The sequence below is a fragment of the Microtetraspora sp. NBRC 13810 genome, assembly GCF_030268685.1.
Taxonomy (GTDB): Bacteria; Actinomycetota; Actinomycetes; order Streptosporangiales; family Streptosporangiaceae; genus BSRQ01.
The window spans coordinates 216,751-239,129 of sequence record NZ_BSRQ01000011.1 but is presented as its reverse complement, the minus strand read 5'-3'; the positions used below and the strand labels follow the sequence as shown (position 1 = coordinate 239,129).

23 protein-coding genes and 1 pseudogene are annotated in these 22,379 nt (G+C 73.3%); 12 read left to right on the top strand and 12 right to left on the bottom strand.

What is annotated here, in order from left to right; all coding sequences use genetic code 11:
* The first annotated feature begins 27 nt into the window (after positions 1-27).
* The 3 genes from QSK26_RS23080 (at position 28) to lipB (ending at position 1,495) form a co-directional block, all read left to right on the top strand.
* Entirely contained in the window at positions 28-537 is a 510-nt protein-coding gene (locus QSK26_RS23080; RefSeq protein ID WP_285777312.1) for an HAD domain-containing protein, read from the top strand.
* An 84-nt stretch (positions 538-621) separates the two neighbouring features.
* On the top strand, positions 622-840 hold the full coding sequence (locus QSK26_RS23075) for a PspC domain-containing protein (protein ID WP_285777311.1): 219 nt from the start codon (positions 622-624) through the stop codon (positions 838-840).
* Between the two features lie 19 nt (positions 841-859).
* Entirely contained in the window at positions 860-1,495 is a 636-nt protein-coding gene (gene lipB, locus QSK26_RS23070; RefSeq protein ID WP_285777310.1) for a lipoyl(octanoyl) transferase LipB, read from the top strand.
* A 63-nt stretch (positions 1,496-1,558) separates the two neighbouring features.
* Here lipB and QSK26_RS23065 read toward each other — a convergent pair whose 3' ends face one another.
* Positions 1,559-2,104, bottom strand: coding sequence for a type 1 glutamine amidotransferase domain-containing protein (locus QSK26_RS23065; RefSeq protein WP_285777309.1), 546 nt, complete (start codon positions 2,102-2,104; stop codon positions 1,559-1,561).
* 249 nt (positions 2,105-2,353) lie between these two features.
* Here QSK26_RS23065 and QSK26_RS23060 point away from each other — a divergent pair, with 249 nt between their 5' ends.
* Genes QSK26_RS23060 through QSK26_RS23030 form a run of 7 tightly spaced genes read left to right on the top strand, consistent with a single transcriptional unit; the run spans position 2,354 to position 11,654 of the window.
* Positions 2,354-3,544 carry a hypothetical protein gene (locus QSK26_RS23060; RefSeq protein WP_285777308.1) on the top strand — a complete coding sequence of 397 codons (1,191 nt, stop codon included), beginning with the start codon at positions 2,354-2,356 and terminating at the stop codon, positions 3,542-3,544.
* Positions 3,541-6,186, top strand: a complete 2,646-nt coding sequence (locus QSK26_RS23055) for a tetratricopeptide repeat protein (protein WP_285777307.1) — start codon at positions 3,541-3,543, stop codon at positions 6,184-6,186. The genes QSK26_RS23060 and QSK26_RS23055 overlap by 4 nt, the downstream gene beginning before the upstream one ends.
* The gene (locus tag QSK26_RS23050) at positions 6,183-7,082 is read left to right on the top strand and encodes a PP2C family protein-serine/threonine phosphatase (protein WP_285777306.1); all 900 of its coding nucleotides are present in this window, start codon (positions 6,183-6,185) and stop codon (positions 7,080-7,082) included. Before QSK26_RS23055 ends, QSK26_RS23050 begins: the two co-directional genes overlap by 4 nt.
* Positions 7,079-8,365 carry a VWA domain-containing protein gene (locus QSK26_RS23045; RefSeq protein WP_285777305.1) on the top strand — a complete coding sequence of 429 codons (1,287 nt, stop codon included), beginning with the start codon at positions 7,079-7,081 and terminating at the stop codon, positions 8,363-8,365. The genes QSK26_RS23050 and QSK26_RS23045 overlap by 4 nt, the downstream gene beginning before the upstream one ends.
* Positions 8,366-8,375: 10 nt before the next feature.
* Positions 8,376-9,332, top strand: coding sequence for an FHA domain-containing protein (locus QSK26_RS23040; RefSeq protein WP_285777304.1), 957 nt, complete (start codon positions 8,376-8,378; stop codon positions 9,330-9,332).
* Positions 9,333-9,337: 5 nt separating this feature from the next.
* Positions 9,338-10,822 (top strand): GlnX family signal transduction membrane protein, encoded by a 1,485-nt coding sequence (locus QSK26_RS23035; protein WP_285777303.1) that lies wholly within the window; start codon positions 9,338-9,340, stop codon positions 10,820-10,822.
* Positions 10,823-10,832: 10 nt separating this feature from the next.
* Positions 10,833-11,654 (top strand): glutamate ABC transporter substrate-binding protein, encoded by an 822-nt coding sequence (locus QSK26_RS23030; RefSeq protein ID WP_285777302.1) that lies wholly within the window; start codon positions 10,833-10,835, stop codon positions 11,652-11,654.
* Here QSK26_RS23030 and QSK26_RS23025 read toward each other — a convergent pair.
* The gene (locus tag QSK26_RS23025) at positions 11,617-12,651 is read right to left on the bottom strand and encodes a ketopantoate reductase family protein (protein WP_285777301.1); all 1,035 of its coding nucleotides are present in this window, start codon (positions 12,649-12,651) and stop codon (positions 11,617-11,619) included. The two genes, QSK26_RS23030 and QSK26_RS23025, sit on opposite strands and share 38 nt — an antisense overlap.
* A 104-nt stretch (positions 12,652-12,755) precedes the next feature.
* Positions 12,756-13,919, bottom strand: coding sequence for a lipase family protein (locus QSK26_RS23020; RefSeq protein ID WP_285777300.1), 1,164 nt, complete (start codon positions 13,917-13,919; stop codon positions 12,756-12,758).
* A gap of 135 nt (positions 13,920-14,054) precedes the next feature.
* Between QSK26_RS23020 and QSK26_RS23015 the strand changes: the two genes are divergently transcribed.
* Complete coding sequence (locus QSK26_RS23015) at positions 14,055-14,804, top strand: nucleotidyltransferase domain-containing protein (RefSeq protein WP_285777299.1); 750 nt, start codon at positions 14,055-14,057, stop codon at positions 14,802-14,804.
* A 17-nt stretch (positions 14,805-14,821) separates the two neighbouring features.
* On the opposite strand, the gene QSK26_RS23010 is transcribed toward QSK26_RS23015, so the two are convergent.
* The 3 genes and pseudogenes from QSK26_RS23010 to QSK26_RS23000 form a co-directional block, all read right to left on the bottom strand.
* Positions 14,822-14,956: a hypothetical protein gene (locus tag QSK26_RS23010; RefSeq protein WP_285777358.1), complete on the bottom strand. Its 135-nt coding sequence runs from the start codon at positions 14,954-14,956 to the stop codon at positions 14,822-14,824.
* Between the two features lie 89 nt (positions 14,957-15,045).
* Positions 15,046-15,174, bottom strand: a pseudogene (locus QSK26_RS23005) (polysaccharide lyase family 8 super-sandwich domain-containing protein); the annotation flags it as partial.
* Positions 15,131-15,625 (bottom strand): hypothetical protein, encoded by a 495-nt coding sequence (locus QSK26_RS23000; protein ID WP_285777298.1) that lies wholly within the window; start codon positions 15,623-15,625, stop codon positions 15,131-15,133. The gene QSK26_RS23000 and the pseudogene QSK26_RS23005, both read right to left, overlap by 44 nt.
* A gap of 159 nt (positions 15,626-15,784) precedes the next feature.
* Here QSK26_RS23000 and QSK26_RS22995 point away from each other — a divergent pair, with 159 nt between their 5' ends.
* Positions 15,785-16,846: a hypothetical protein gene (locus tag QSK26_RS22995; protein ID WP_285777297.1), complete on the top strand. Its 1,062-nt coding sequence runs from the start codon at positions 15,785-15,787 to the stop codon at positions 16,844-16,846.
* A gap of 10 nt (positions 16,847-16,856) precedes the next feature.
* On the opposite strand, the gene QSK26_RS22990 is transcribed toward QSK26_RS22995, so the two are convergent.
* From QSK26_RS22990 to QSK26_RS22965, 6 genes are all read right to left on the bottom strand, one after another.
* A complete protein-coding gene (locus QSK26_RS22990) occupies positions 16,857-18,005 on the bottom strand; it encodes a carboxylate-amine ligase (protein WP_285777296.1) in 1,149 nt (382 codons plus the stop codon).
* 100 nt (positions 18,006-18,105) lie between these two features.
* Positions 18,106-19,293 carry an oxygenase MpaB family protein gene (locus QSK26_RS22985; RefSeq protein ID WP_285777295.1) on the bottom strand — a complete coding sequence of 396 codons (1,188 nt, stop codon included), beginning with the start codon at positions 19,291-19,293 and terminating at the stop codon, positions 18,106-18,108.
* Entirely contained in the window at positions 19,283-20,320 is a 1,038-nt protein-coding gene (locus QSK26_RS22980) for a polyprenyl synthetase family protein (RefSeq protein WP_285777294.1), read from the bottom strand. Before QSK26_RS22980 ends, QSK26_RS22985 begins: the two co-directional genes overlap by 11 nt.
* A complete protein-coding gene (locus QSK26_RS22975) occupies positions 20,313-20,579 on the bottom strand; it encodes a hypothetical protein (protein ID WP_285777293.1) in 267 nt (88 codons plus the stop codon). Before QSK26_RS22975 ends, QSK26_RS22980 begins: the two co-directional genes overlap by 8 nt.
* A gap of 80 nt (positions 20,580-20,659) precedes the next feature.
* Positions 20,660-20,971: an ABC transporter permease gene (locus tag QSK26_RS22970; protein WP_285777292.1), complete on the bottom strand. Its 312-nt coding sequence runs from the start codon at positions 20,969-20,971 to the stop codon at positions 20,660-20,662.
* A 627-nt stretch (positions 20,972-21,598) separates the two neighbouring features.
* A complete protein-coding gene (locus tag QSK26_RS22965; protein WP_285777291.1) occupies positions 21,599-22,357 on the bottom strand; it encodes an endonuclease/exonuclease/phosphatase family protein in 759 nt (252 codons plus the stop codon).
* Positions 22,358-22,379: the final 22 nt, after the last annotated feature.

The following is a 22,379-nucleotide window of genomic DNA, read 5'->3' as shown; positions in this document are numbered from 1 at the left end:
CGTCTTCCGCCCGCGACCATTGCGCACGTGACCGAGTCCCCTCTGCTGCTGGTCGACGTCGACGGCGTGCTCAACCCGCTGGGCGGGGCGCTGCCCGGTTTCGAGGTCCACGAATGCGTGGTGGACGGCCAGACCTACCGGGTGCAGCTCAACCCGGGCCACGGCGCCGCGCTGCTCGCGCTCGCCGCGGACACCGGGGCGGAGCTGGTCTGGGCGACCACCTGGGAGCGCGAGGCCAACTGGTGGATCGGCCCGCCGCTCGGCCTGCCCGAGCTGCCCGTCGTCGAGGTGCCCGGGCCCGCGCTGCCCGGCGGGGGCGGCGAGATGTTCAAGACCCCGCACGTCGCCGCCTACGTCAAGGGCCGGCCGTTCGTCTGGCTGGACGACCACACCTGGGAGCCCGACGAGGAGTATCTCAGGGACCATCCCGGAGTCGGCGACTTCCTGCTGGTGCACGTTTCACCCCGGCTCGGCCTGACCGATGCCGACCTGGAGCAGGCCAGGGACTGGCTCAAGGCGCTCGACCGGCGACCCTGACAGGGTTTTCTCAGGGCTCACGGTGGAACGGGATCCGTTCAGCGGTTCGTTGAACCGGATGAGAACGTCCACCGGGAGGAAAGAGTGTACCGCTCAACCAGGCACAAAATGATCGCAGGCGTCTGCGGCGGGATCGCCGACGCGCTCGGCTGGCGGCCCACCACGGTGCGGCTGCTGTTCCTGATCTCCTGCATCCTGCCGGGCCCGCAGTTCCTGATCTACCTGGGTATGTGGATCTTCGTTCCGAAGGCCCCCAGCGGCTACCTGGGCAAGGGCAGGGCCAAGGAGCAGCTCTATCGCTGACCCGACCTAAGCTGTTTCCATGAAGGAACGGCCGTTGTCGGTGATCCAGGATGACCTGGTCGAATACGAAGAGGCCATGGAGCGCATGGCCGAGATGGTGGCCGAGCGCCAGCGTGACGAGCGGCCGGACACGCTGTGGCTGCTCAGCCATCCCTCCGTCTACACGATCGGCCGGCGCACGCCGGCCGAGCACCTTCCCGACCCGTCCCACGGCATCGCCGTCGTGGAGACGGGCCGCGGCGGGCAGCTCACCTACCACGGCCCCGGCCAGCTCGTCGGCTACCTGATCGTCAAGCTGGGCGAGCACGAGGGCATCGTCGACTACGTGCGCGAGGTCGAGCTGCGCCTCGTCAAGGCCCTGGACACGCTGGGCATCGCCGCCGAGCGCAGGGACACCCCGCCGGGCTCGGAGCTGCTGACCGGCGTGTGGACCGCCGCCACCGGTCGCAAGATCGTCTCCATCGGCATGCGGCAGAGCCGTGGCGTCACCAGCCACGGCTTCGCGCTCAACGTCGACGGCGACCTTCAACCCTGGGACTGGGCGATCGCCTGCGGCATGCCCGACGTCGACATGACCTCCTCGTCCCGCGAGGGCCTGCCGGCCACCATGGCCGAGGTCCGCGCCGCCGTGACGAAGGCGTTCGACGCCGCCTGAGCACAGACCGGCCCGGCACGCCCGCGCGGGCGTACCGGGCCGAATCTCGCCGGATCGGCGGGCTCAGGAGCCCATCACGTCGACGAACGCCTGACAGAACGCCTTGAGGTCGTCGGGCTTGCGGCTGGACACCAGCGCGTTCGGCCCGTCCGTACAGGTGATGACCTCTTCGTCCACCCAGGTGGCTCCGGCGTTGCGCAGGTCGGTCCGCAGGCTCGGCCACGACGTGAGGGTACGGCCCCGCACCACGTCGGCCTCGACCAGCGTCCAGGGCGCGTGGCAGATCGACGCCACCGGCTTGCCCAGCCGGAAGAATTCGCCGGCGAACCGCACGGCCGCGGGCTGGGTGCGCAGGAAGTCGGGGTTGGCCACCCCGCCGGGGAGCACGAGGCCGTCGAAGTCGCTCGCCGACACCTCGTCCACCGTGGCGTCCACGTCGAAGGTGTCCGCCCGGTCCAGATGGTTGAACCCCTGGATCTTCCCGTGCTTCGTGGAGATCAGCCGCGGCGTGCCGCCCGCCTGCTGCACGGCCCGCCACGGCTCGGTGAGTTCGACCTGTTCCACGCCCTCGGGAGCGGCGAGGAAGGCGATGGTTTTACCTTGAAGCATGGTTCCCCCATGATCTACGTTTTTCTCCCAAATTCGGCCCTTGCCCGCCCTGCCGGGATCTATGCGCCCCAATACGTCCCGCCCGCCGCGAACCAGATCGCCGGCATCGGCGTCGAAAGAGAATGCGCACGAGCGTGCGGCATGTACAAAGATTAAGTAAAAGGGGCACACTTGTCGGGCCGAGAGAGCCGGGGGCTGTTTCGCGAGGGTGGCGGGGGAGTGGTGAGCACGAGCGGGCCGCCAATGAGCATGGAGGGAGTCGACCATGCCCTGCAGCGGCGCCGCGCGCAGCTCGAACGACTCTCCACCGATCTCCTCGACCTGGAGGCCCACCCCGGACACCGGCTCCTCGACGGCGCCGAGCTGCGCGGGCAGACCAGGCGGCGGTGGGACGAGGCCCGGGCCGGCATCGTCACGCTGTGGTGGCTGTTCGACGCCTACCGGCGCACCCTTGAGCGCGCCGAGGAGATCAGGAGCCGCAGGTCCCGGCCGGGCACGGCGGAGCTGGCCGAGCTGACCGCGCTGCTCACCGGCGCCTCGGTGGAGATGAAGGTCGAGGACGTGCCGGTGGAGCGGCGCTCGCTGGTCCGTTCGGCCGGTGAGTGGCTCACGCTCGACCAGGTGCTCACCCGGATGGACGCCACCTACCGCGACTGCGCCCAGCTCGTCGCCATGGCCGACGCCGCCTGGACCATCCTGGCGCCCAGGATCAGCCGGGCGGAGGAGGGCTGGAAGGCGGCCTGGGAGGTGTCGCTCCGCCTCGGCGACGGGGACGACGAGCTGAAGGCCCTGGGCCGCGAGCTGATCGGCGTCCGCGACGCCGCGCGCGCCGACCCGCTGACCCACGCCGCCGGCGACCCGGGCGAGCAGGTCGAGCTGGACCGGATCGCCGCCGCCGTCGCCGCCAGGCACCGCGTGCTCGAAGACGCCCTGGCCATCAGGACCGGGTTCGGCGAGCGGGTGCGCGAGCTGGCCGGGCGGATCGCCGCGGTGGCCGCCGCGGAGGACGCGGCCCGCGCCGCCCGCGACCTGGTCCTCGTGAAGATCGCCTCCCCGGTGCTCCCCGGCCTGCCCGACCAGGCGGGCACGCTGCGCGACCGGCTCGCGGCGCTCGGCGGATCGCACGCCGCGGGCGACTGGGCCGAGCTGGCCCGCCGTACCGGTGAGCTGGAGCGGGCCGTGGCGGACGCGCTGGCCCAGGCGCACGCGACGACCGGCACCGTCACCGGTCTCATCGACCGGCGCGACGAGCTGCGCGGCCGGCTGGAGGCGTTCCGGGCCAAGGCGGTACGGCTGGGCGCGGGCGAGGACGCCGAGCTCGGTTACCTCTACCGGCAGGCCCACGACCTGCTGTGGACGGCCCCCTGCGACCTGCGCCAGGCGACGGTCGCGATGGCCGGTTACCAGCGGGCGATCAAGGAGATCGGAGCGGGCGGATGACGAAGTGCGCGCACCCCGGCTGTACGGGGACCGTGCAGGACGGCTACTGCGACTCGTGCGGCCTCGCCCCGCCCGTCGCGGCGCCGGTGTCCGCGCCGCCCCCGCCGGCGCCCCCGCCGGCATCCGCCCCCGTCTCGGCGGCCCACGCCTTCGCACCGGCGCCGCCCGTCCCCGGCGGCCCCGGCGCGTCCGGCGGCACCCAGGGTGGCGTGCCCGGCACGGGGTGGCGGGCCCAGCCCGCGGGTTGGCGGCCGGCGACGTCGAGCGGGCGGGCGGCCTACGACCCGGGGACGTCCCCCGGCACCGCGCCCGGCACGGCTCCCGCCACCGGGCCGACCAGCGGCCCGGCCTCGGGCCGCAGCACCTCAAGCACGCGTTCGCGGCGCGGCCTGCTCGGCGCCGGGCTGGTCGCGGTGCCGCCGGTGCCCTACCGCGACCCGTCCGAGGTCGTACTGCACAACCCCGAGGTGCCCGAGGACAAGCGGTTCTGCAGCAACGGCTCGTGCGGCAAGCCCGTCGGCCGGTCCAAGAACGACCGTCCCGGCCGGACCGAGGGATTCTGCCCGCACTGCGGCACCCGGTTCTCCTTCACCCCCAAGCTGCGTCCCGGTGACCTGGTCGCCGGGCAGTACGAGGTGAAGGGCTGCCTGGCGCACGGCGGCCTCGGCTGGATCTACCTGGCCGCGGACCTCAACCTGGACGGCCGGTGGGTCGTGCTGAAGGGCCTGCTCGACACCGGTGACGTCGAGGCGCTCCTCGCCGCCGAGGCCGAACGCCGCTTCCTCACCGGCGTCGACCACGCCAACATCGTCCGCATCTTCAACTTCGTGCAGCATCCCGACCCGGCCACGATGACGATGGTCGGGTACATCGTCATGGAGTACGTCGGCGGCCGGCCGCTCCAGGAGATGCTGCGCGCCCGGCTGCGCGCCACCGCCAACCGCGAGGCGCTGCCCATCGGCCAGGCGATCGCCTACATCCTGGAGGTGCTGCGCGCCTTCGACTACCTGCACGACCGGGGCCTGCTCTACTGCGACCTCAAACCGGCCAACGTGATCCAGGTGGAGGACCAGCTCAAGCTGATCGACCTCGGCGCGGTGCGGCACGTCGACGACCAGGAGAGCGCGATCTACGGCACCATCGGCTACCAGGCCCCGGAGATCGCCGCCGAGGGGCCGTCGGTCGTCTCCGACCTCTACACGGTCGGCCGGATGCTCGCCGTGCTCAGCTTCCCCTTCAGCCCGGTCACCGGCGGCGTGCCCACGCCGCTGCCGCCGCCCGGCCAGGTGCCGGTGCTGGCCTACTACGAGTCGCTGTACCGGTTCCTCCAGCGGGCCACCGACCCGGTGCCCGCCCGCCGGTTCCCGAGCGCGGCCGAGATGGCCGAGCAGCTCACCGGCATCCTGCGGGAGATCCGCGCGGCGGAGGACGGCATCCCCTACCCCGCGCCTTCGGCGCAGTTCGGCCCGGAGCGGGTGGCCGCGGGGACCGCCCTGGCCGAGGGCGACACGCCCGCCGCGGCCACCGGCACCGCCCTCGCCCCGCACGCCGGGACGGCGCCGCACGGTGGGACGGCCCCGCACGTCGGGACGGCGCCGCACGGTGGGATGGCCTCGCACGCCGGGATGGCGCCGCACGTCGGGATGGCCCCGCACGCCGGGACGGCGCCGCACGGTGGGATGGCGCCGAACGGCGGGGCGGCGCGGAACGGCTCGGGGGCGCGGGACGGCCTGGTGCTCGTCCCGCTGGACCCCGCCGCCGCGGTGGGCGCGCTGCCGACCCCGCTGGTGGACCCGGCCGACCCCGCCGCGGGATACCTCGCCGGCATGACCGCGCGCACCCTGGACGACCTGGTCCGGTTGATCGAGGCCGCCCCCACGCCCACCGTCGAGACCCGGCTCGCCCTGGTCAGGGCGCTGGTCGAACAGCGCAACCCGAGGGTGAACGCGGTGCTGCAGGAGGTGGCCGGGCAGGCGCCGTGGGACTGGCGGGTCCTGTGGTACCACGGGCTGCGCGACCTGGCCTGGGGCAACCTCGCGGACGCCATCAGGGTCTTCGACGACCTCTACTACCGGATGCCCGGCGAGTTCGCGCCCAGGCTCGCCCTGGCGTTCAGCCGCGAGTGCGCGGGCGACCCGCGGGAGGCCGCACGGCACTACACCGTCATCTGGCGCACCGACCGGTCCTACGTGAGCGCCGCGTTCGGCCTGGCCAGGGCCAGGCTGGCGGAGGGCGACAGGAAGGCGGCCACCCGGGTGCTCGACGAGGTGCCGACCACGTCCAGCCATCACGTCTCGGCCCAGATGGCGGCGGTGGCCGCGGCCGTACGCGGGGAGGCCGCGGCCGGCGGGCACGTGGACGAGCTGGTGGGCGCCGGGGAGCGGCTGAGCGACCTCGGGCTGGACGCGGTCCGGCACGGCAGGCTGGCCGCGGAGGTGCTGGAGGCCGCGCTCGCCTGGCTCGCCGCCGGCGGGCGGTCCCAGCAGCGCACGAAGCTGCTCGGCCGGCCGCTCACCGAGCGCGGCGTGCGCGCCGAGCTGGAGCGCGTCTACCGCTCGCTGGCCCGCGCGTCCACCATCCGGCCGGAGCGGCACGCCCTCGTGGACAAGGCCAACCTGGTGCGCCCGAGGACGTGGGTATGACGATCACTTCGATGTGCCCGCACTGCGCCTACCCGGTGCTCGCCGGGGAGGCGTTCTGCGAGGACTGCGGGCGGGCGATCCGGCCCGGCGCCCCCGGGGCGTGCACGGCGTGCGGTGCGGCGGCGCTCGGCCAGGACGGCTACTGCGGGCGCTGCGGGGTGCGCCAGCCGACCGGCAGGGACCACACCGAGATCCAGGTGGCCACCCAGACGGGCACCGCCGCCGGCGTCAGCGACCGCGGGCTGCGGCACAGCCGCAACGAGGACGCGATGGCGCTGGCCGCGGTGGACGACGTCACGATCGCCGGCGTGGTCTGCGACGGCGTCTCGTCCTCGCCGCGACCGGACGCGGCCTCGCAGACGGCGGCGGAGACCGGGGCGGCGGCCCTGGTCTCGGAGCTGCGGACGGGCGCGGGACACGTGCGGGCGACCAGGATCGCGGTCGCCAGGGCCGCGGCGGCGGTCGCCACCCTCGGCACCTTCGAGGACGCGCCCGCCTGCACCTACGTCTCGGCGATCGTGACCCCGGGCCGGGTGACGGTCGGCTGGGCGGGGGACAGCCGGGCCTACTGGCTGGGCGCCGGCCCGGTGCGCCTCACCGCCGACGACGCCACCGACGGCGGCATGCTGACCGCCTGGCTGGGCGCGGACGCGGGCGAGGTGCTCCCGCAGGTGAAGACGTTCGAGCCGGACGGCCCCGGCGCGGTCCTCGTGTGCAGCGACGGCCTGTGGAACTACCTGCCGTCCGCCGCTGAGATGGCCGCCGCCGCTCCGCACGCCGCGGGTTCCCCCCTGCCCACGGCCCAGGCCCTGGTACGGCTCGCGCTGCAGGCGGGGGGACGCGACAACATCACCGTGCTGGTGATCCCGTTCGAGAAGGGGAGCCCTCTCCAGTGACCGAGCAGCCCGGGTTCACGATCCGCGTGGACCAGAACAAGTACCTCCCCGCGGGCGGCAAGGAAGTGCACGCCGTCCTCACCGTCGAGTCCACCGGCGCGGCGCAGGCGGCCCCGGCGGCGCAGGCAGCCGAGGTCGTCATCGTCGACACGTCCGGCTCGATGGCCTACGGCAAGATCGCCGAAGCGAGGAAGGCGGCCCAGGCGGCCGTGGACACCCTGCGCGACGGGGTCTTCTTCGCGATCGTCGCCGGCACCGCGCACGCGCACATGATCTTCCCGCCGGAGCAGCGGCTGATCCAGGCCGACCCGCACACCAGGCAGGCCGCGAAGGACGCCATCGGCCGGTTGCAGGCGGACGGCGGCACCGCGATGGGCCGCTGGCTGCGTCTGGCCGCCGACCTCTTCCAGCCGTTCCCGCACGCGATCAAGCACGCCATCCTGCTCACCGACGGCAAGAACGAGCACCAGAAGTCCTGGGAGTTCGACGCCGACCTGGCTTACTGCACGGGCAAGTTCGTCTGCGACTGCCGGGGAGTCGGCGACGCCTGGGTGGTCGCCGAGCTGCGCAAGATCTCCTCCACGCTGCTCGGCACCGTGATGGACATCCCGGACCCCAAGGACCTGGAGGCCGACTTCCGGGCGATGGCGCAGACGGCCATGGGCAAGGCGGTCGCCGACGTCGCCCTGCGGGTGTGGACCCCGCAGAACGCCAGGCTGAAGTTCGTCAAGCAGGTCTCGCCCACCCTGGAGGACCTCACCGCCCGCCGTACCGAGGCCGGGCCGCAGGCGGGGGACTACCCGACCGGCTCGTGGGGCGCGGAAAGCCGGGAGTACCACGTCTGCGTCGAGGTCCAGCCCGGAGTGGTGGGCCAGGAGATGCGCGCCGCCTGGGTGAAGGTGGTCGCCCCGGAGACCGGTTTCCAGTACGCCGCGGGCAACGTGCTGGCACTGTGGAGCGACGACCTGGCGCAGTCCACCCGGATCAACCAGCGGGTCGCGCACTACACCGGGCAGGCCGAGCTGGCCGAGCTCATCCAGGACGGCCTCCAGGCCCGCAAGGAGGGTGACCTGGAGCTCGCCACCGCACGGCTCGGCCGGGCCCGCGGCCTGGCCGAGAAGGCCGGCAACGAGGAGACCGCCCGGCTGCTGGACAACGTCATCGACTTCGACCCGGACACCGGTACGGCGAGGCTCAAGCGCAACGTCGAGAAGGCCGCGGAGATCGCGCTGGACGCCCGGTCGGTCCGTACCACACGCCTGCGCAAGGATCCCGAGAGCTAGGGAGGAAGCGATGGCCACCTGCCCCGACGGCCACGCCTCGGACGCGACGGACTACTGCGACGTCTGCGGCATGAGCATGGCCGCCGCGCCGACCCCCGCCTCAGCCGCGCCCGCCGCGCCGCCGTCCCCGGCGCCGCCCGCCCCGGCCGCCGCCGGCGCGGGGGAGGGCCGGACGAGCTGCCCGGACTGCCAGGCCGGGCGCACCGGCCGGTTCTGCGAGGAGTGCGGCTACGACTTCGCCGTCGAGGTGTCCGGCGCGGTCCGCATGGCGCAGCAGTCGGCGCAGACCCCGCGCCTCGGGGCGGCGCCGGCCCGCCCCATCCCGGGCACCAGCGGCGACTCCCGCCACTCCCGCCAGATCCCCGCCTCCGGCTACCCCCTCCCCACCGCCCAACCGCCCCAGGGCGCCGGAGCCCAGCCGCAGACGGGTACCGGCGCCCACCCGCCGCACACCTCAGGTCCGCAGGCACCGCCCGAGACCGGTTCCTACGCCGCGACCGGCGCCTACACGCCGTCCTGGACCGGGGCAGCCGCCCGGCCGGCGGCGGAGTCGGGGCCGGCCGGCGGGTGGGAGGCGGTGGTGGTGGCCGACCGCGCGTACTACGAGAGCGTGATCGCGCAGGGCGGTCCCGACGCGCCGCGGGTGGCGTTCCCGCCCTACTGCCCCGAGCGCCGGTTCCCGGTACGGGGCGGGCAGGTGCGCATCGGCCGGTACAGCCGGTCGCGGAACCTCACCCCGGAGATCGACCTGAGCGGCCCGCCCGAGGACCCCGGCGTCTCGCATCTGCACGCCGTGCTGCTGGCCCAGCCGGACGGCTCCTGGACCCTGGTGGACCCGGGCTCCGCCAACGGCACCACGGTCAACGACTCTCCCGTGCCGCTCGCGCAGAACGTCCCGGTCCCGGTCGGCGACGGCGACCGGATCCGGCTCGGCGCATGGACCGTCATCACGCTGAGGAAAGGCTGACCGCCGTGAGCACCCCCGTCACCGCGCCTCCCGCCGGCGCAGCGCCCGCCCCCACGCCGGCCGGGCCGGGCGCGACCCCGGCCGTGCCGCCCGCCGCGCCGCCGCCCGCCGGGCGTCCGCGCCGGCGGCGTACGGTGCCGAGCCGCATCCGGCTCCTCGCCGGGGTGGGCGTGGCCGCGGTCGCGCTGCTCTTCACCGCGACGGCGCTGACCATCGGGAACGCCAGGGACGGCCTCCAGGTCATCGGCCACGACGCCGGACCGCAGGTCGTGGCCACCGCCGACCTGTACTTCGCGCTGAGCGACATGGACGCCCAGGTGGCGAACGTGCTGCTGATCGGCAGGGAGGTCGGGCTGGGCAAGGGCCGGCAGGAGGCGCTGAACCGGTACGACCAGCGCAGGGCCGAGGCGAGCCGGGCCGTGCTCCAGGCCGCGGAACTGGCCATCGGGGACGGCACCGAGCAGATGACCGTACGCTCGGTGCTCGACGGGTTGGGCCGGTACGAGCGGCTGGCCGCGCAGGCGATCCTGCTGGACGAGCAGGCCGGGCACCCGGCGGGGCCGCCGCCGCAGCGGGTGATCGACCTCTACCGGCAGGCCACCGACCTGATGCGGCTCGACCTGCTGCCCAAGGCGTACAACCTCACGCTGGACAGCGGCACCATCGTGCGCAAGACGTACGAGGAGGAGAGCTCGGCGGTGACCACCGGGCGCGGGCTGGTGATCGTGGCCGGGTTCGGCACGATCCTGGTGCTCGTCGGGCTCCAGGTCTACCTCGCCCGCCGGTTCCGCCGGGTGACCAACCCGGCGCTGGTGGCGGCGACCGTGGCCGTCGCCGTGCTGACGGTCTCGGCGGCCTCGCTGCTCACGACCGAGGCGGCGGAGCTGCGGATGGCGAACGACGACGGGTTCACCTCCGTGCTCGCGCTGTCCAGGGCGCGGGCGATCGGCAACACGATGCACGGGGACCAGAGCCGCTACCTGCTCGACCCGGAGCGGGCGGACACCTACGAACAGGTCTATCTCGACAAGTCGCAGTCCGTGCTCTACACCCCGGGCGGCAACCTGGAGAAGTACTACGCGGGGGTGGACAAGGCGGTCGGGGGCTACCGGGACCGGCCGGACTTCCTGGGCTTCCTCGGCGCGGAGGCGGCGAACATCACGCTGCCCGGCCAGCGCGCGGCGGTCCGCGAGGTGCTCGGCGACTACCGGGACTTCCAGTTCCAGGACCGCGCGATGCGCCTCGACGTGCAGCGCGACCAGGTACGGTCGGCGATCGCGCTGCGGATGGGGCCGCTCGCCGGGGCCTTCGAGAACTACGACAAGGAACTGGTCGGCCTGATCGACCTGCACAAGGACGCGTTCGACCAGGCCATCCGGGACGGTGACGACGCGCTCTCCGGCTGGGATCTCATCCTGCCCGGCGCGGCCGTGCTCGCCGTCCTGCTCATCCTCGCCGGTGTCGCTCCCCGGCTGTCCGAGTACCGCTGAGAGGCATGTCGTGAAGAACAAGCTGACCGGCGTCGCCGTGGCCCTCGCCCTCGTCCTGGCGGCGACGGGCTGCGGCCTGGGCGGCGGCGCGCAGGCGTCCATCCTGGACAAGGAGACCCTGACCATCGGCGTCAAGCCCGACCAGCCCGGTCTGGGCCTGCGCAACGCGAACGGCGGCTACGAGGGCTTCGACATCGACGTCGCCGCGTACGTCGCCCGCAAGCTGGGCTTCACCGACTTCAGGTTCGTCCCCGCGCCCTCCGCGCAGCGCGAGAACCTGTTGCGGCAGCACAGGGTGGACCTGATCTTCGCCACCTACTCGATCACCCCCGAGCGCAAGACCAAGGTCGACTTCGCCGGGCCTTACTACGTGGCGCACCAGGACACCCTGGTGCGGGCCGCCGAGACGGGCATCGACAACGTGCGCGACCTGCGCGGCCGGAGCCTGTGCCAGGTGACGGGCTCCAACTCCTGGCGCCGGGTGAGCGAGGAGCGCAAGGTCGCGGTCCGGCTGGTGGAGACCGCCTCCTACAGCGAGTGCCTGGACAAGCTGAAGGACGGCTCGGTGGACGCCGTCTCCACCGACGATCTGATCCTGGCCGGCTTCGCGGGCACCGAGGACCGGTCCATCAAGATCGTCAATGCGCCCTTCAGCGACGAGCGTTACGGCGTCGGCATCGCCAAGGGCGACGTGGACGGCTGCGAGGCGGTCAACAAGGCCATCACCGAGATGTACCAGGACGGCACCGCGAAGAAGCTGCTGGAGAAGTGGTTCGGGCCGACCGGGCTCAACCTCACCCTGACAGTCCCCCAGTTCGAAGGGTGCGGCTGAGGTCGTCCTCGACGAGCCGGGTGAGCTCGTCGGGGGTGAGCGAGCCGGGCGGCCGGTGCTCCCTGGCGTACTGCCCGGCGAGGCGGCGCAGCACCTCGTTGGCCGGGGCGGGCACCCCGTGCAGGCGGCCGAGCAGGACGATCTCGCCGTTGAGGTAGTCGGCCTCGATGGAGCCGCTGCCCTTGGCGAGGCTCTGCCAGGAGGAGCCGCCGGACCGGGCCGCCCCCTCCACCCGGCCGTATCCCACCAGGTCGCCGCGCCTGGCGCGTTCCTCCTCGGCGGTGGCGTAGGGGATGCCGGCCGCGTCGAGCACGGCCCTGCCCTCGGCGGCCACCCGCTCGACGAGCTTGTCGATGCCGGGCACCCGGCCGCACAGCGCGTCCACCGCGTTGCCCAGGTTGCCCAGCAGTTTGGCGTACTTCCAGCGCATCACGTCGGGCACGGCGAAGGCGGCGAAGGAGCTCTTGTCCAGGTCGGCCGCGAACTGCCCGGCGACCTCGTCCGCGCCGCCCGGGTAGCGGCCGAGGTGCAGCATGCCGGACTTCGGCGTGCCGTACGCGATCACGTGGCCGGGGTCGAGGTGGGTGGCGGGAAGCCAGAGGCACATGCCGTACACCCGGGCGAACCTGCGCAGGGCTAGGCGTTCGTTCTCGACGGCGTTCTGCGCGCAGACCAGCGGCAGGCGCTCGCCGGCGGTGCCGCCCTCGCCGTCCGCGACCGGGGCCCGCGCCCACTCGTCGAGCAGGGCGAGCGAGTCCTGCGTCTTGACGGCCAGCACCAGCACGTCGTCGCCGCGCAGGGTCACGTCCTGCGGCCCGCGCGCCACGGGGACCGGGAGGGTGACCGTCCCCTCGGGTGTCGTCAGCCGTAGCCCGTCCGCCCGCATGGCGTCGTGGTGGGCGCCGCGCGCGACGAGGACGACCTCGTGCCCGCTCTCGAACAGCCGCCCGCCGATGGTCCCGCCGATCGCCCCGGCCCCGATCACGATGTAGCGCATTGTCCGATCCTGTCACGACTTAAGCGGATTTAGCGTCTTAGGTGGCGTGACGTGCTGGCCTGTGGCTCCGGCCCCCGCCGAGCGCGGGGGCCGGGGGCGCCGGGTCAGGGGCAGTTGCTCAGCGTCGGGAGACCGGCGAAGCGGTGGGCGAGCCACTGGACGGCCAGCGGGGTGCCGCCGACCGCGCCGAGTACGTGGCTGGGAGCGGGCAGCTTCGTCCACAGGACCCGGGCGCCCTGCGCGCACCACTCGCGGCGCAGCGTGTCGCCGACCGAGGCCGGGATGATCTCGTCGCCCTTGGCGTGGAACAGGTAGATCGGCGCCCTGGGCGCGATGCCGCCGATCCGGGTCTCGGCCAGCCGGGCCTGCCAGGCGGGCAGCGCGAGCACGTTCGCGGTGGTCAGGTCGGCGAGCCGGCGGCCGGCCGTCTTCTCGTTGATGGCGCTCAGGCAGTCGTCCCTGACGTCGTCGAAGAGCTCGGTGGCCTCCGGGGTCAGGTAGTCGTCCAGCCGGAGCTCGGGGTAGGCGGCGTCGAGCCCGATGCCGGCCGCCGCGGCGAGGCCGAAGTTGTCCGTGCCGTCCACGTTCTCGGCGACCTGGCGCAGGTCGGCCGGGACCCCGCCGGCCGCCACGCCGCGCAGCTTCAGGTCGGGGGCGTACGCCGGCTGGAGCTGCGCCGCCCACGCCGCCGAGGAACCGCCCTGGGAGTAGCCCACGATGCCGACCGGCGCCCCGGCGGACAGCCCGGAACCGGGCACCCGGGCGGCGGCGCGGATCGAGTCGAGCACGGCCCGGCCCTGGGAGACGCCGGCCATGTAGGTGTGGTCGCCCGGTGTGCCCAGCCCTTCGTAGTCGGTGACCGCCACCGCCCAGCCGCGGGCGAGGAGCAGGCTCACCAGCGCGAGTTCGGGATCGGTGCCCGCCTGCATCTGGTTGGACGGCGCGCACTGGTCGCCGAGACCGTGGGTGCCGATCGCGTAACCGATGATCGGCCGGGTCCCGGAGTAGCCCGCCTTCGGCACCAGCAGGAGCCCGGAGACCTGGTTGGCGGTGCCGGTCGCGGACGTGGAGTGATAAAGGATCTTCCACGCGTTCACCGGGACCTTGAGCAACTGCCCCGGCACCAGGTAGACGGTGACCCGCTGGGCGGCGAGCACGTCGCCCGCCATCGCCGCGGTCGCCGCCGTCGGGGCGACGAGCCCGAGTGCGGACAGGACCAGGATCGCGATCGAGGTGAAGGCCATGCTCACGCGCACACGAAAGCCCATGTGACCCGTCCTCCGGGGGAAGTTGTCGAAGAGGGACGGCGCCGTGAGCCGATGTTTACCCGTGGGTAACCGGGTGTCAAGAGCGGAGTGCGCCGCTATCGCCGCCTGGTCTGGGACCGTGCGATAGTCGTCACCATGTCGCATGATGTGGCGGGTGCGCTCGTCGAACGGTTCGTGATCGACATCGCCAGGGCGGTTCCGGTGATCGCCGTCTGGGTGCACGGTTCACTCGCGACCGGCGACTTCCAGCTCGGCCGCAGCGACTTCGACCTGCTGGCGGTCGTGGCGGGCGAGGTGGACGCCGTGCGGCGCAGGGAGATCCGCCGCGTCCACGAGGCGCTGGCCGCCGACTTCCCGGTCGCCGCCAAGCTGCACTGCTCCTACCTGAACCGCGACCGCCTGGCCGACGTCGGCGTCGAACACCCCACCTGGGCCTTCGAGGAGCTGTTCGACCGCACGGTGTCCCCGGTCATCCGCCGCGAGCTGCTCACCGACGGGGTGGCCCTGATCGGCCCGCCGCCCACCGGCCTGGTCCCGGCGGTGAGCGACCAGGAGCTCACCCGTTTCATCCGCACCGAGCTGGACGGCTACTGGCGCAGGGTCGCGGGCAGGCGGCGGCTCTGGCTGCGCGACATGTGGGTGGACGCCGGCCCGCTCAGCCTGGCCCGCGCCACGGTGACCCTCCAGGGCGGCGGGATGATCTCCAAGCGGGAGGCGTTCCCGGTGCTGCTCAAGCTCGGCGCCCCGGCCGAGATGGTCAGCGACATCCACGACCGCAGGTACGGCACGCCGCGCGCCCTGTCGCCGGCCTGGCGGCTGCGCAGGGCCGGTCTGGCCCGCGCCTTCATGCTCGACGGCATCGACCGGGCTCTCGCGCTGCCCTGAGCGACCGGCGGCGCCCGCTATCGAGGCGGCAGCCGTACGGTGACCGTCTTCGAGTCGCCCTCCTGGCCGGCGAGGCGGCCGAAGGCGAGGGTGAGCGCGGCGCCGGTCGCGGCCCCGGTGAGCAGCGGGTGGCCCTCGACGACGGCGGCCACCGGGCGGCGCCCCACGCCTCGCCGGCGCCGTCGGGCAGCCGCCGGGTGGAGACGGTGGTGCCGGGCAGCCGGTAGGGGTCCACGGTCGGCCAGAAGGCGTCGGAGTACTGGTCGCCGTGGTCCCGGGCCCACCAGTAGAGCATTCCCGAGCCGGTGTGCCAGCCGCGCAGGTTCTCACCGTTGCCGTGCTCGTAGTGGCCGACCCGGTCGGACGCCATGCTCAGCGCGGCGCACCAGCCGGGCCTGCGGTGCACCGCCCGCGCGCTCATGGTGGTGGTCGACGCCGGTCGCCACGCTCCGCGCGAGCTCCGCGTCCCCGGTCAGGCCGGTGCCCGGCAGCACGTAGGCGCGCGCCATCGCCTGCAACCGCGTCGGCGTGCCGACGAACGAGGGAAACGGCTGGTCCGGCCACAGGGACCCGGCCGCCGGCGCCATCGCGTCCCGGTAACCGGCCGCCCGGACCCCCAGCCGCGCCAGCCGCCCCCGGTACGGCTCCGCCGCCGGATCGAACCCGGACCCGGCGCTCACGTCCCGCCACCGGCGCCGCAGCAGCTCGAAGGAGGTGTCCGGCGTGTGCGCGGCCGTGGCCGGGGTCACCGCTCCCAGCGCCCCGGCCGTGGCGACCGCGCCGAGCTGGAGAAACCGACGCCTGGAGGGTCCGTGATCCACGCGACGATTATCCACACCGGACGCCTGCGCTGCAGGTCGGCGATCCACGCCGGACGCCTGCGCCGCAGGTCGGCGGAACGGCGTCGAAGGTCGCTGCTCGGAGGTCGCGGACGGCGGTATGGTCCTCTTCCGTCACGAAACGATCGAGGGAGTGACCGGATGGCGTCGAGGCTGACCGACGACGAACTCGCCGGACTGGCCACCCGGCTGCGGGCCGCCGACCCCGGCGGGTGGCGCGAGAGCGGGCTGCGCGAACTGGCCGCCGGGCTGGGCTGGGAGTGGCACGACACCGGGAGCGGCCCCGTGCTGCGCACCGGCCTCGCCGCCGGCGACGCCCGGGTGCGCCGGGTGGGGAAATACGAGGAGGACTACGCGGACGGCCGCGACCACGTCGGCCTGTACGTGCCGGTCGAGGTGTCCGAGGGCGGCCCGGCGGCGAAGGCCGACGCGTTCCGCCGGGCGGCCGACGTGCTCACCGGGCTCTTCGGCCCCTCGCCGATCATGGGCGTCACCGGTTTCCCCGGCCCGTTCTACGACTCGCCGGCCGGTTGGGGGAGCCCGTTCCGGCGCTGGCGGGGCGAGCACGACTCGCTCGAACTGCACGCCGCGGAGGACGGCCCCGAGCTGGTGCTGCACCCCAACGACCCGGTGGAGTTCTGGCACTGGCGGCAGGCGCAGGGCAACCCGCACGAGCTCGGCGGCTTCTTCGGCACCCGGCGCGACCCGGCCAACGCCGGCCTGGGGATCCCCGGCATGTGGCGTACCGACGACTGGGACGTCTTCGCCGCCTCCCTCGGCTCGATGCTGACCACGCTCCCCGCCGAGACCAGGGCGCTGGGCATCGATCTGACCCTCGGCCTGCACGGCCGCATCCCGGGGACCTACGGCCCCGGGGTGTTCAGCATCGCCTGTGACGGCATGCTGGAGCTGGCGATCTTCGATGAGGGCGACTTCGCGCTGCCGCACGACCGGCTCGGCCCGCTCGGCTGGACCAGCGGGTCGGACGTCCCGGCAACCCACGACCACGGGGGCGACGGCTACCACTCGGCCTCCTACGGGCCGGGCGAAGTGCCGGGCCACGACCTGGCCCGCATGCTGGTGGACACCGCCCGGCTGCTCGGCATCGAGTCGCCGTACGGGCTCTCCCTGTTCGACCACGCGCAGAGCGTGGACGGCTACCACGTCGACTACTACGCCCTCACGCTCAAGGAGAACCCCTGAGGCGGGCGGCTCACGTCCTGCCGATGTCGAACTCGTCGAGCAGGTCGCCGGCCGCGGCGGTCACCTCCGCTCCGCGCAGCGACGCCCGCTGCCGGTCGGCGCCGGTGCCGGTGCGGAACACCGCGGCGGCGAGCCGGTCCACCTCCTCCTCGTCGCCCAGCTCGCGCAGCGCCGGCCGGATCCGGTCCAGCATCTCCTGAGCCAGCTCGGCGGCCGGCACCTGGCGGCCGGTCATCGGATGCACGCCGGGACCGGCCAGCCCGTAGCGCGCGGCGGTCCACAGGGCGGCCTCCAGCAGCCCGCCGTCCACCTCCGGGGCCCGGGCGCCGCCCGCCAGCTCGGCGCCCGCCGTACGGACCAGGCCGCGGGTGACCGCCGCCTGGAGCACGGCCTCGTCCACGGTGGCCGCCACGTCGGCCGCCCGGACCTCCACGGTGGGGAACCGGCCCGAGGGCCTGGCCAGCCAGTAAGGGTTCAACGGCCGCATCAGCACGCCGGCCCGGTGCAGCGTCTCGGTCACCTCGTCGTAGTGCGCGGCGGAGGCGAAGTACGGCGGAACGGCGGTGGCCGGCCAGCGGGACAGGGCGACGGTCCGCCAGCTCGCGTACCCGGTGTCGACGCCGTCGCAGAAGGGGGAGTTGGCCGACAGCGCGAGCAGGGTCGGCAGCCACGGGCGCAGCCAGTTGACCACGCCGACCGCGGTCTCCCGGTCGGGCACCCCCACGTGCACGTGGCAGCCGCACGTCTCCTGCTGGGAGACCAGGAAGCCGTAGAGCGAGCGCATGTCCTGGTAGCGGCGTTTGTCGGACACGACTCGCGGCGCGCGCGGGCCGATGACCGGGGTGCCGGTCGCGACCAGGCGGACCCCGAGGTCGGCCGCGGCGCGCGCCAGCCGTTTCCGGTCACCGGCCAGGAAGGCGCGCAGCTCCTCCAGCCGGGTGAAGACCCCGGCCGCGGACTCCATCATGGTGGCCAGCAGCTCCACCGTGTACTCGGCGGCGCCTCCCGCCCCCTCGCCGAGCGCCTCCGTCAGCCGGGCGTTGACCGGCGCGGGACGGCCGTCCCGCGCGTCCACGATCAGGAACTCCTCCTCGATGCCGAAGGTCAGGGAGGTGCCGGAGGCGTCTCCGTCGCGCTCGTCGGGATCGGTGTCTCGCATCTGGCTCCGTCCAGAACGGGATTCGGCCGCGGCCGATCTGCGGGCGAAGTGCCAATTGACCACATACCCCCCGAAAGGGCGGATGGCACCCGATCTCCCCTCAGAACGCGGCCCGGGACGGCGCCGGCGGGACCCACCGCCCGGCCGTCCGCACCCCGTACTCCCGCTTCAGCTCGTCCGGGATCGTGTAGTGCATCACCCGCCCCCGGGTGAGCGCGGTCAGCTCCACGGACGTGGCGAGCTGCCCCACCAGGTCGAGCAGCCGCCCGCCGTACGGCGCGCGGTCCTCGATCCGCTCCAGGACGCCGAGCAGGGTGGGCACCAGCGCGGCCACGGAGTCCCATGGCGAGCGCGGCACCTTGAGCCAGTCGGCCATCGTGTCGCCCACCAGGAACCGGATCAGCGCCGGCACCACCGGGTCGACGAGGGTGCCCGGCACGACCTCCTGGTACATCGCGATGAGCTGCCCGGTCAGCCGGGCGCCCTCCTCCGAGGGGCCCATGTGCCGGACCCAGTACAGGTCGCTGAACTCCCTCGCGGCCGACAGGTCCGGCGGGATCGCCGCCGGGTCGCAGCCCAGCATGACGCCCACCAGCCGCCAGGCGTAGTAGTAAGCCTCGGCGCCCTCCGGGGACATCCGCACGCCCAGCCGGTGCAACGCGTCCAGCACGAAGAGGGAGAACCCCATCTGCGAGGCGATCATGTCCTCCTGGCAGATCGGCCGGCCGAGCGCGGCCTCGTCCCACCGGCCCTGCTGCCGCAGGTGGTAACGGATGGCGGCGTGCAGCAACCGCACCTTCTGCGCGGCGGGGATGAACCTGCCGCCCGCCTGGAACGCCTCCGGGCGCATCAGGTAGACGGTGAACTGGCCGGTCTCCGCCATCCGCCGGGAGGGGTACTCCAGGGCGTGCGTCGCGCTGAGCAGCCGGGCCATGTGCGGCACCGCGTAGCCCGCCGGCATCGAGGCGAAGGCCAGCGCGGCGGAGATGTGGGCGTTGTTGTCCAGGAAGAACTCGCGGGCCCGCTCCATGATCCCCCAGTCGGCCCAGTCGGGCGGCAGCCGGGTCGCCTCCAGGTAGTCGCGGGCCACCTCGGGCAGCCCTTCGGGCAGGACCTGGCCGGACACGGTGAACCAGCGCATCAAGGTGTTGAACCTGCCCACCTCGCTGTGCTCGAAGAGCTCGCGCACGGTGGCGTCGGCCAGCTCGTCGCCCTGCCTGCGCAGCGCGTCCATCGACTCGATCGTGTAGGTCATCGGGGAGATCGCCTCCGGTCGGTCATGAGTCACGGGTGGTCGTCGCCGCCACGAGGTCCGCCAGCGCGCGGGCGGCGTCGGGCGGCATGCGGGTCCGCTCGATGGCGCCGAGGGCGGAGGCCGCCCGCTCCTCGATCATGGTCTCGACGTGGTCACGGGCTCCGGCGCGGCGCATGATGCCCTGGATGGCGTCCAGGTCTCCGGCGTCGAGGCCGGGGTCGCCCAGCAGCCGCTCCAGCTCTTTGCGGTCGGTCTCGCCCGCGCCGGCCAGCGCGGCGGCCAGCAGTGCCGTCGGCTTGCGGCCGCGCAGGTCGTCCAGGTTGGACTTGCCGGTCCGCGCCGGGTCGCCGAACACGCCGAGCAGGTCGTCGCGCAGCTGGAACGCCTCGCCGAGCGGCACGCCGTACGCGGTGAAGGCGGCGAGGGTCTCGCGCGGGGCGCCGCCCAGCAGACCGCCGAGGTGCAGGGGGCGCTCGACGGTGTACTTCGCGGTCTTCAGCCGGATGATCTCCACGGCGCGGCCGACCTGCGGGCGCCCGCCGTTGAGGATCTCCAGGCACTCGCCGGCCACCAGCTCCCTCGCCAGCTTGATCCACAGGTTTCTCGCCCGGCCCAGATAAGCCTGCGGCAGCCCGCAGGTGAGGAAGAGATGCGACGCCCAGGCCATGAGCATGTCGCCGGCCAGGATCGCCAGGGCGGTCCCGTGGTCGTCGCGCGGCAGGCCGGTGCCCGCCGCCCGGAGCGCGACGTGCGCGGCGGGCTCGCCCCTGCGGGTGGGGCTGTCGTCGATGATGTCGTCGTGCACGAGCGCCGCCGCGTGCACCAGCTCCATGGCGGCGGCCGCCCTGATCACGGCGTCGGAGTCCGGCTGCCAGGCGGCCCGCCAGCCCCAGTAGCAGAACGCCGCGCGCAGCCGCTTGCCGCCCGCGACGGCCCTGCGGAGCTGGTCGGCCACCGGCGCCAGCGCCTCGTGCAACGCCACCACCTGCTCGGTCTCCTCGGTCAGGAACGCGTCGAGCGCGGCGTCGACCCGGGCGCGGAAGACGCGCTCGTCATACATCGCGGGACCGGCGCTCGGCGGCACGCCTGGCCAGCACCTCCAGATGGGACTCGGGGACATGGCGGCCGAGCGTCAGCCGCCCCCGGGCCTTCAGATCGTCGTGCCCCTCCCTCAACAGCTCCGTCAGGTCGGACCGGCCGAGCGTGGCCCGCAGGCGGCGCGTGGCCACCTCCACCCGGTCGAGCACGAGGTCGGCCGCACCCGCCAGGGTGAGCAGGATCTCCTCGGCGGGACGGGCCGGCTTGTCTTCCTCGGACATCGCGAACCATGCCTCCTTCGACGACTCACAGTAATATGTAACTTACGGAGAGTTGGAGTTCAAGCGGAGAAGGCTTTACCTCAGCGGGTGGCGTCCGCGAAGCGGCGGGCGGCGACGGACAGCAGGGTGACGCCGAGCAGCGCGACCGCCGCCAGTCCCACGAGGACCGGCGGCTGCCATCCGGCCCAGCTGGGCCCGGTGAGCAGCGGTCCCGCCGGCGTGCCCGGCAGGTGACCTGCGACGGTCCGGCGCACGGCGTCCACCGCGTAGGTGAGCGGGTTGAGCGACACGAGCCAGGCGAGCCAGCCGGGCAGGCCACGCACCGGGAACATCGCCCCGGACAAAAAGATCATCGGCATCATCAGCGCGCCCAGCACCGTCTGAGACCACACACGCGATGGAAAACCCTCAGCTCATCCCCGATGACCTTTGGGATTCCATCGACGCCGACACCCCGCCCCTCGAATCGGTCACCGGTCGTATCCTGCTGGCGCTGTGACCCACCAGGCTACGGTTCATGGTTTCTTTACTGGGTCCAGGCGGCAGCGCTCCGCGCCGCCGCACGGCGCGGCACGCCCGCCCGCGCCGCCCGGACATCGGGACCGGGCATGCGGCCTGGAGGCCGGTCCCGCCCCGCGCCCGCCCGGCGCGCACGCGCGGACCACGCCGCCCACCGCCCACCCGACCCGCCGCACCAACCAACCCGCCGACCAGAAACCGCACTGCCGCCCACACCAGACATGCGACCAGCCGTGCCGTCGCCGACTGAACTCCTTTACGGTCGCCCTACGGGTGTCCTGCGGACATTCAGCCGGCCACGCCACGCCACTCCCACCGCACTCCACGCGGCGTTTCTGTACACAGCGACGCTCACGAGCCCAAGTTCGTCTATGCAAAGGCCAGCCTTGCGACCCGGACTCACGCAAAAACGGGCCGCAAGGCTGGCAGTCCACGCATTTCCTGGGGCGGGCCGCCGATCAGCCGTAGCAGCCCGCTGGACGCTCTCCCGTTACCAGGGACTACGAGCGGGGAACATGGCCGAAGCCCGCCATGACGAGGGCATGGTCACTATCGTCACCAGCGATCAACCGGTGATCCGAAGCCGCCTCGGGATCGGTGGTGTAGATGCGATCGGCCCGATAGGAGACGCCGCTCCCGGCACGGGCATGTCCCACAGTCGGCGTGAGATCATGGAGATACCCGCCCACGTCCACCAGCCCCGCATCAAGCAGCGCCTGAGCCGGACCACGGTCGGTTTTCAGCTCGCTCCGAGCCGGGTTCGCGTCCTCCGCAATGCGCGGGTCATCCTCCAACGCCGCCGCGTTCCAGTCACCGCAGGCAATGACCGGCCTGCTGCCGACCAGGAGCCGTAAGGCCCGCGCCTCCTGAACCCTGATCTCAGGGACGGACGGGGCAAGGTGTGCGTTGATCAGATCTACCGGCTTGCCGTCGATTTCCGTCCGGAGCACGTTCACCCCGTGCCAGTAGGGATGTCCGGTCTCGTGGCGCTCCTCGATGACCCGCACCCGTGGACCCACCAGAGTCACCAGATGGCAGCCGTGATGCGCCGACTGTGCGAGATACCCCCGCATACCCAGCACGCTCTGTGCCAGGTGGAACGGCTTGGCCCCGTCCTGGTTCCAGTGCTTCGCCTCCTGGAGTGCGACGATGTCCAGACACTGTTCCTTGAGCACGTCGAGCTGACGACGAAGACGGCTATCGTCGTCTCCCAGCCCGCCGTCCAGCAGGTTATAGGTCCCCACCTTCAGGTAAGTCATCAGTTCTCCTGTCGCAGTCGTC

Coding starts and splice junctions, on each gene's coding strand:
- QSK26_RS22995 (WP_285777297.1), top strand. CDS start 15,785: ATGGCGTCGAGGCTGACCGACGACGAACTCGCCGGACTGGCCACCCGG.
- QSK26_RS22975 (WP_285777293.1), bottom strand. CDS start 20,579: ATGTCCGAGGAAGACAAGCCGGCCCGTCCCGCCGAGGAGATCCTGCTC.
- lipB (WP_285777310.1), top strand. CDS start 860: ATGAAGGAACGGCCGTTGTCGGTGATCCAGGATGACCTGGTCGAATAC.
- QSK26_RS23015 (WP_285777299.1), top strand. CDS start 14,055: ATGTCGCATGATGTGGCGGGTGCGCTCGTCGAACGGTTCGTGATCGAC.
- QSK26_RS23050 (WP_285777306.1), top strand. CDS start 6,183: ATGACGATCACTTCGATGTGCCCGCACTGCGCCTACCCGGTGCTCGCC.
- QSK26_RS22980 (WP_285777294.1), bottom strand. CDS start 20,320: ATGTATGACGAGCGCGTCTTCCGCGCCCGGGTCGACGCCGCGCTCGAC.
- QSK26_RS23040 (WP_285777304.1), top strand. CDS start 8,376: ATGGCCACCTGCCCCGACGGCCACGCCTCGGACGCGACGGACTACTGC.
- QSK26_RS23020 (WP_285777300.1), bottom strand. CDS start 13,919: ATGGGCTTTCGTGTGCGCGTGAGCATGGCCTTCACCTCGATCGCGATC.
- QSK26_RS23065 (WP_285777309.1), bottom strand. CDS start 2,104: ATGCTTCAAGGTAAAACCATCGCCTTCCTCGCCGCTCCCGAGGGCGTG.
- QSK26_RS22965 (WP_285777291.1), bottom strand. CDS start 22,357: ATGACTTACCTGAAGGTGGGGACCTATAACCTGCTGGACGGCGGGCTG.
- QSK26_RS22990 (WP_285777296.1), bottom strand. CDS start 18,005: ATGCGAGACACCGATCCCGACGAGCGCGACGGAGACGCCTCCGGCACC.
- QSK26_RS23025 (WP_285777301.1), bottom strand. CDS start 12,651: ATGCGCTACATCGTGATCGGGGCCGGGGCGATCGGCGGGACCATCGGC.
- QSK26_RS23060 (WP_285777308.1), top strand. CDS start 2,354: ATGGAGGGAGTCGACCATGCCCTGCAGCGGCGCCGCGCGCAGCTCGAA.
- QSK26_RS23055 (WP_285777307.1), top strand. CDS start 3,541: ATGACGAAGTGCGCGCACCCCGGCTGTACGGGGACCGTGCAGGACGGC.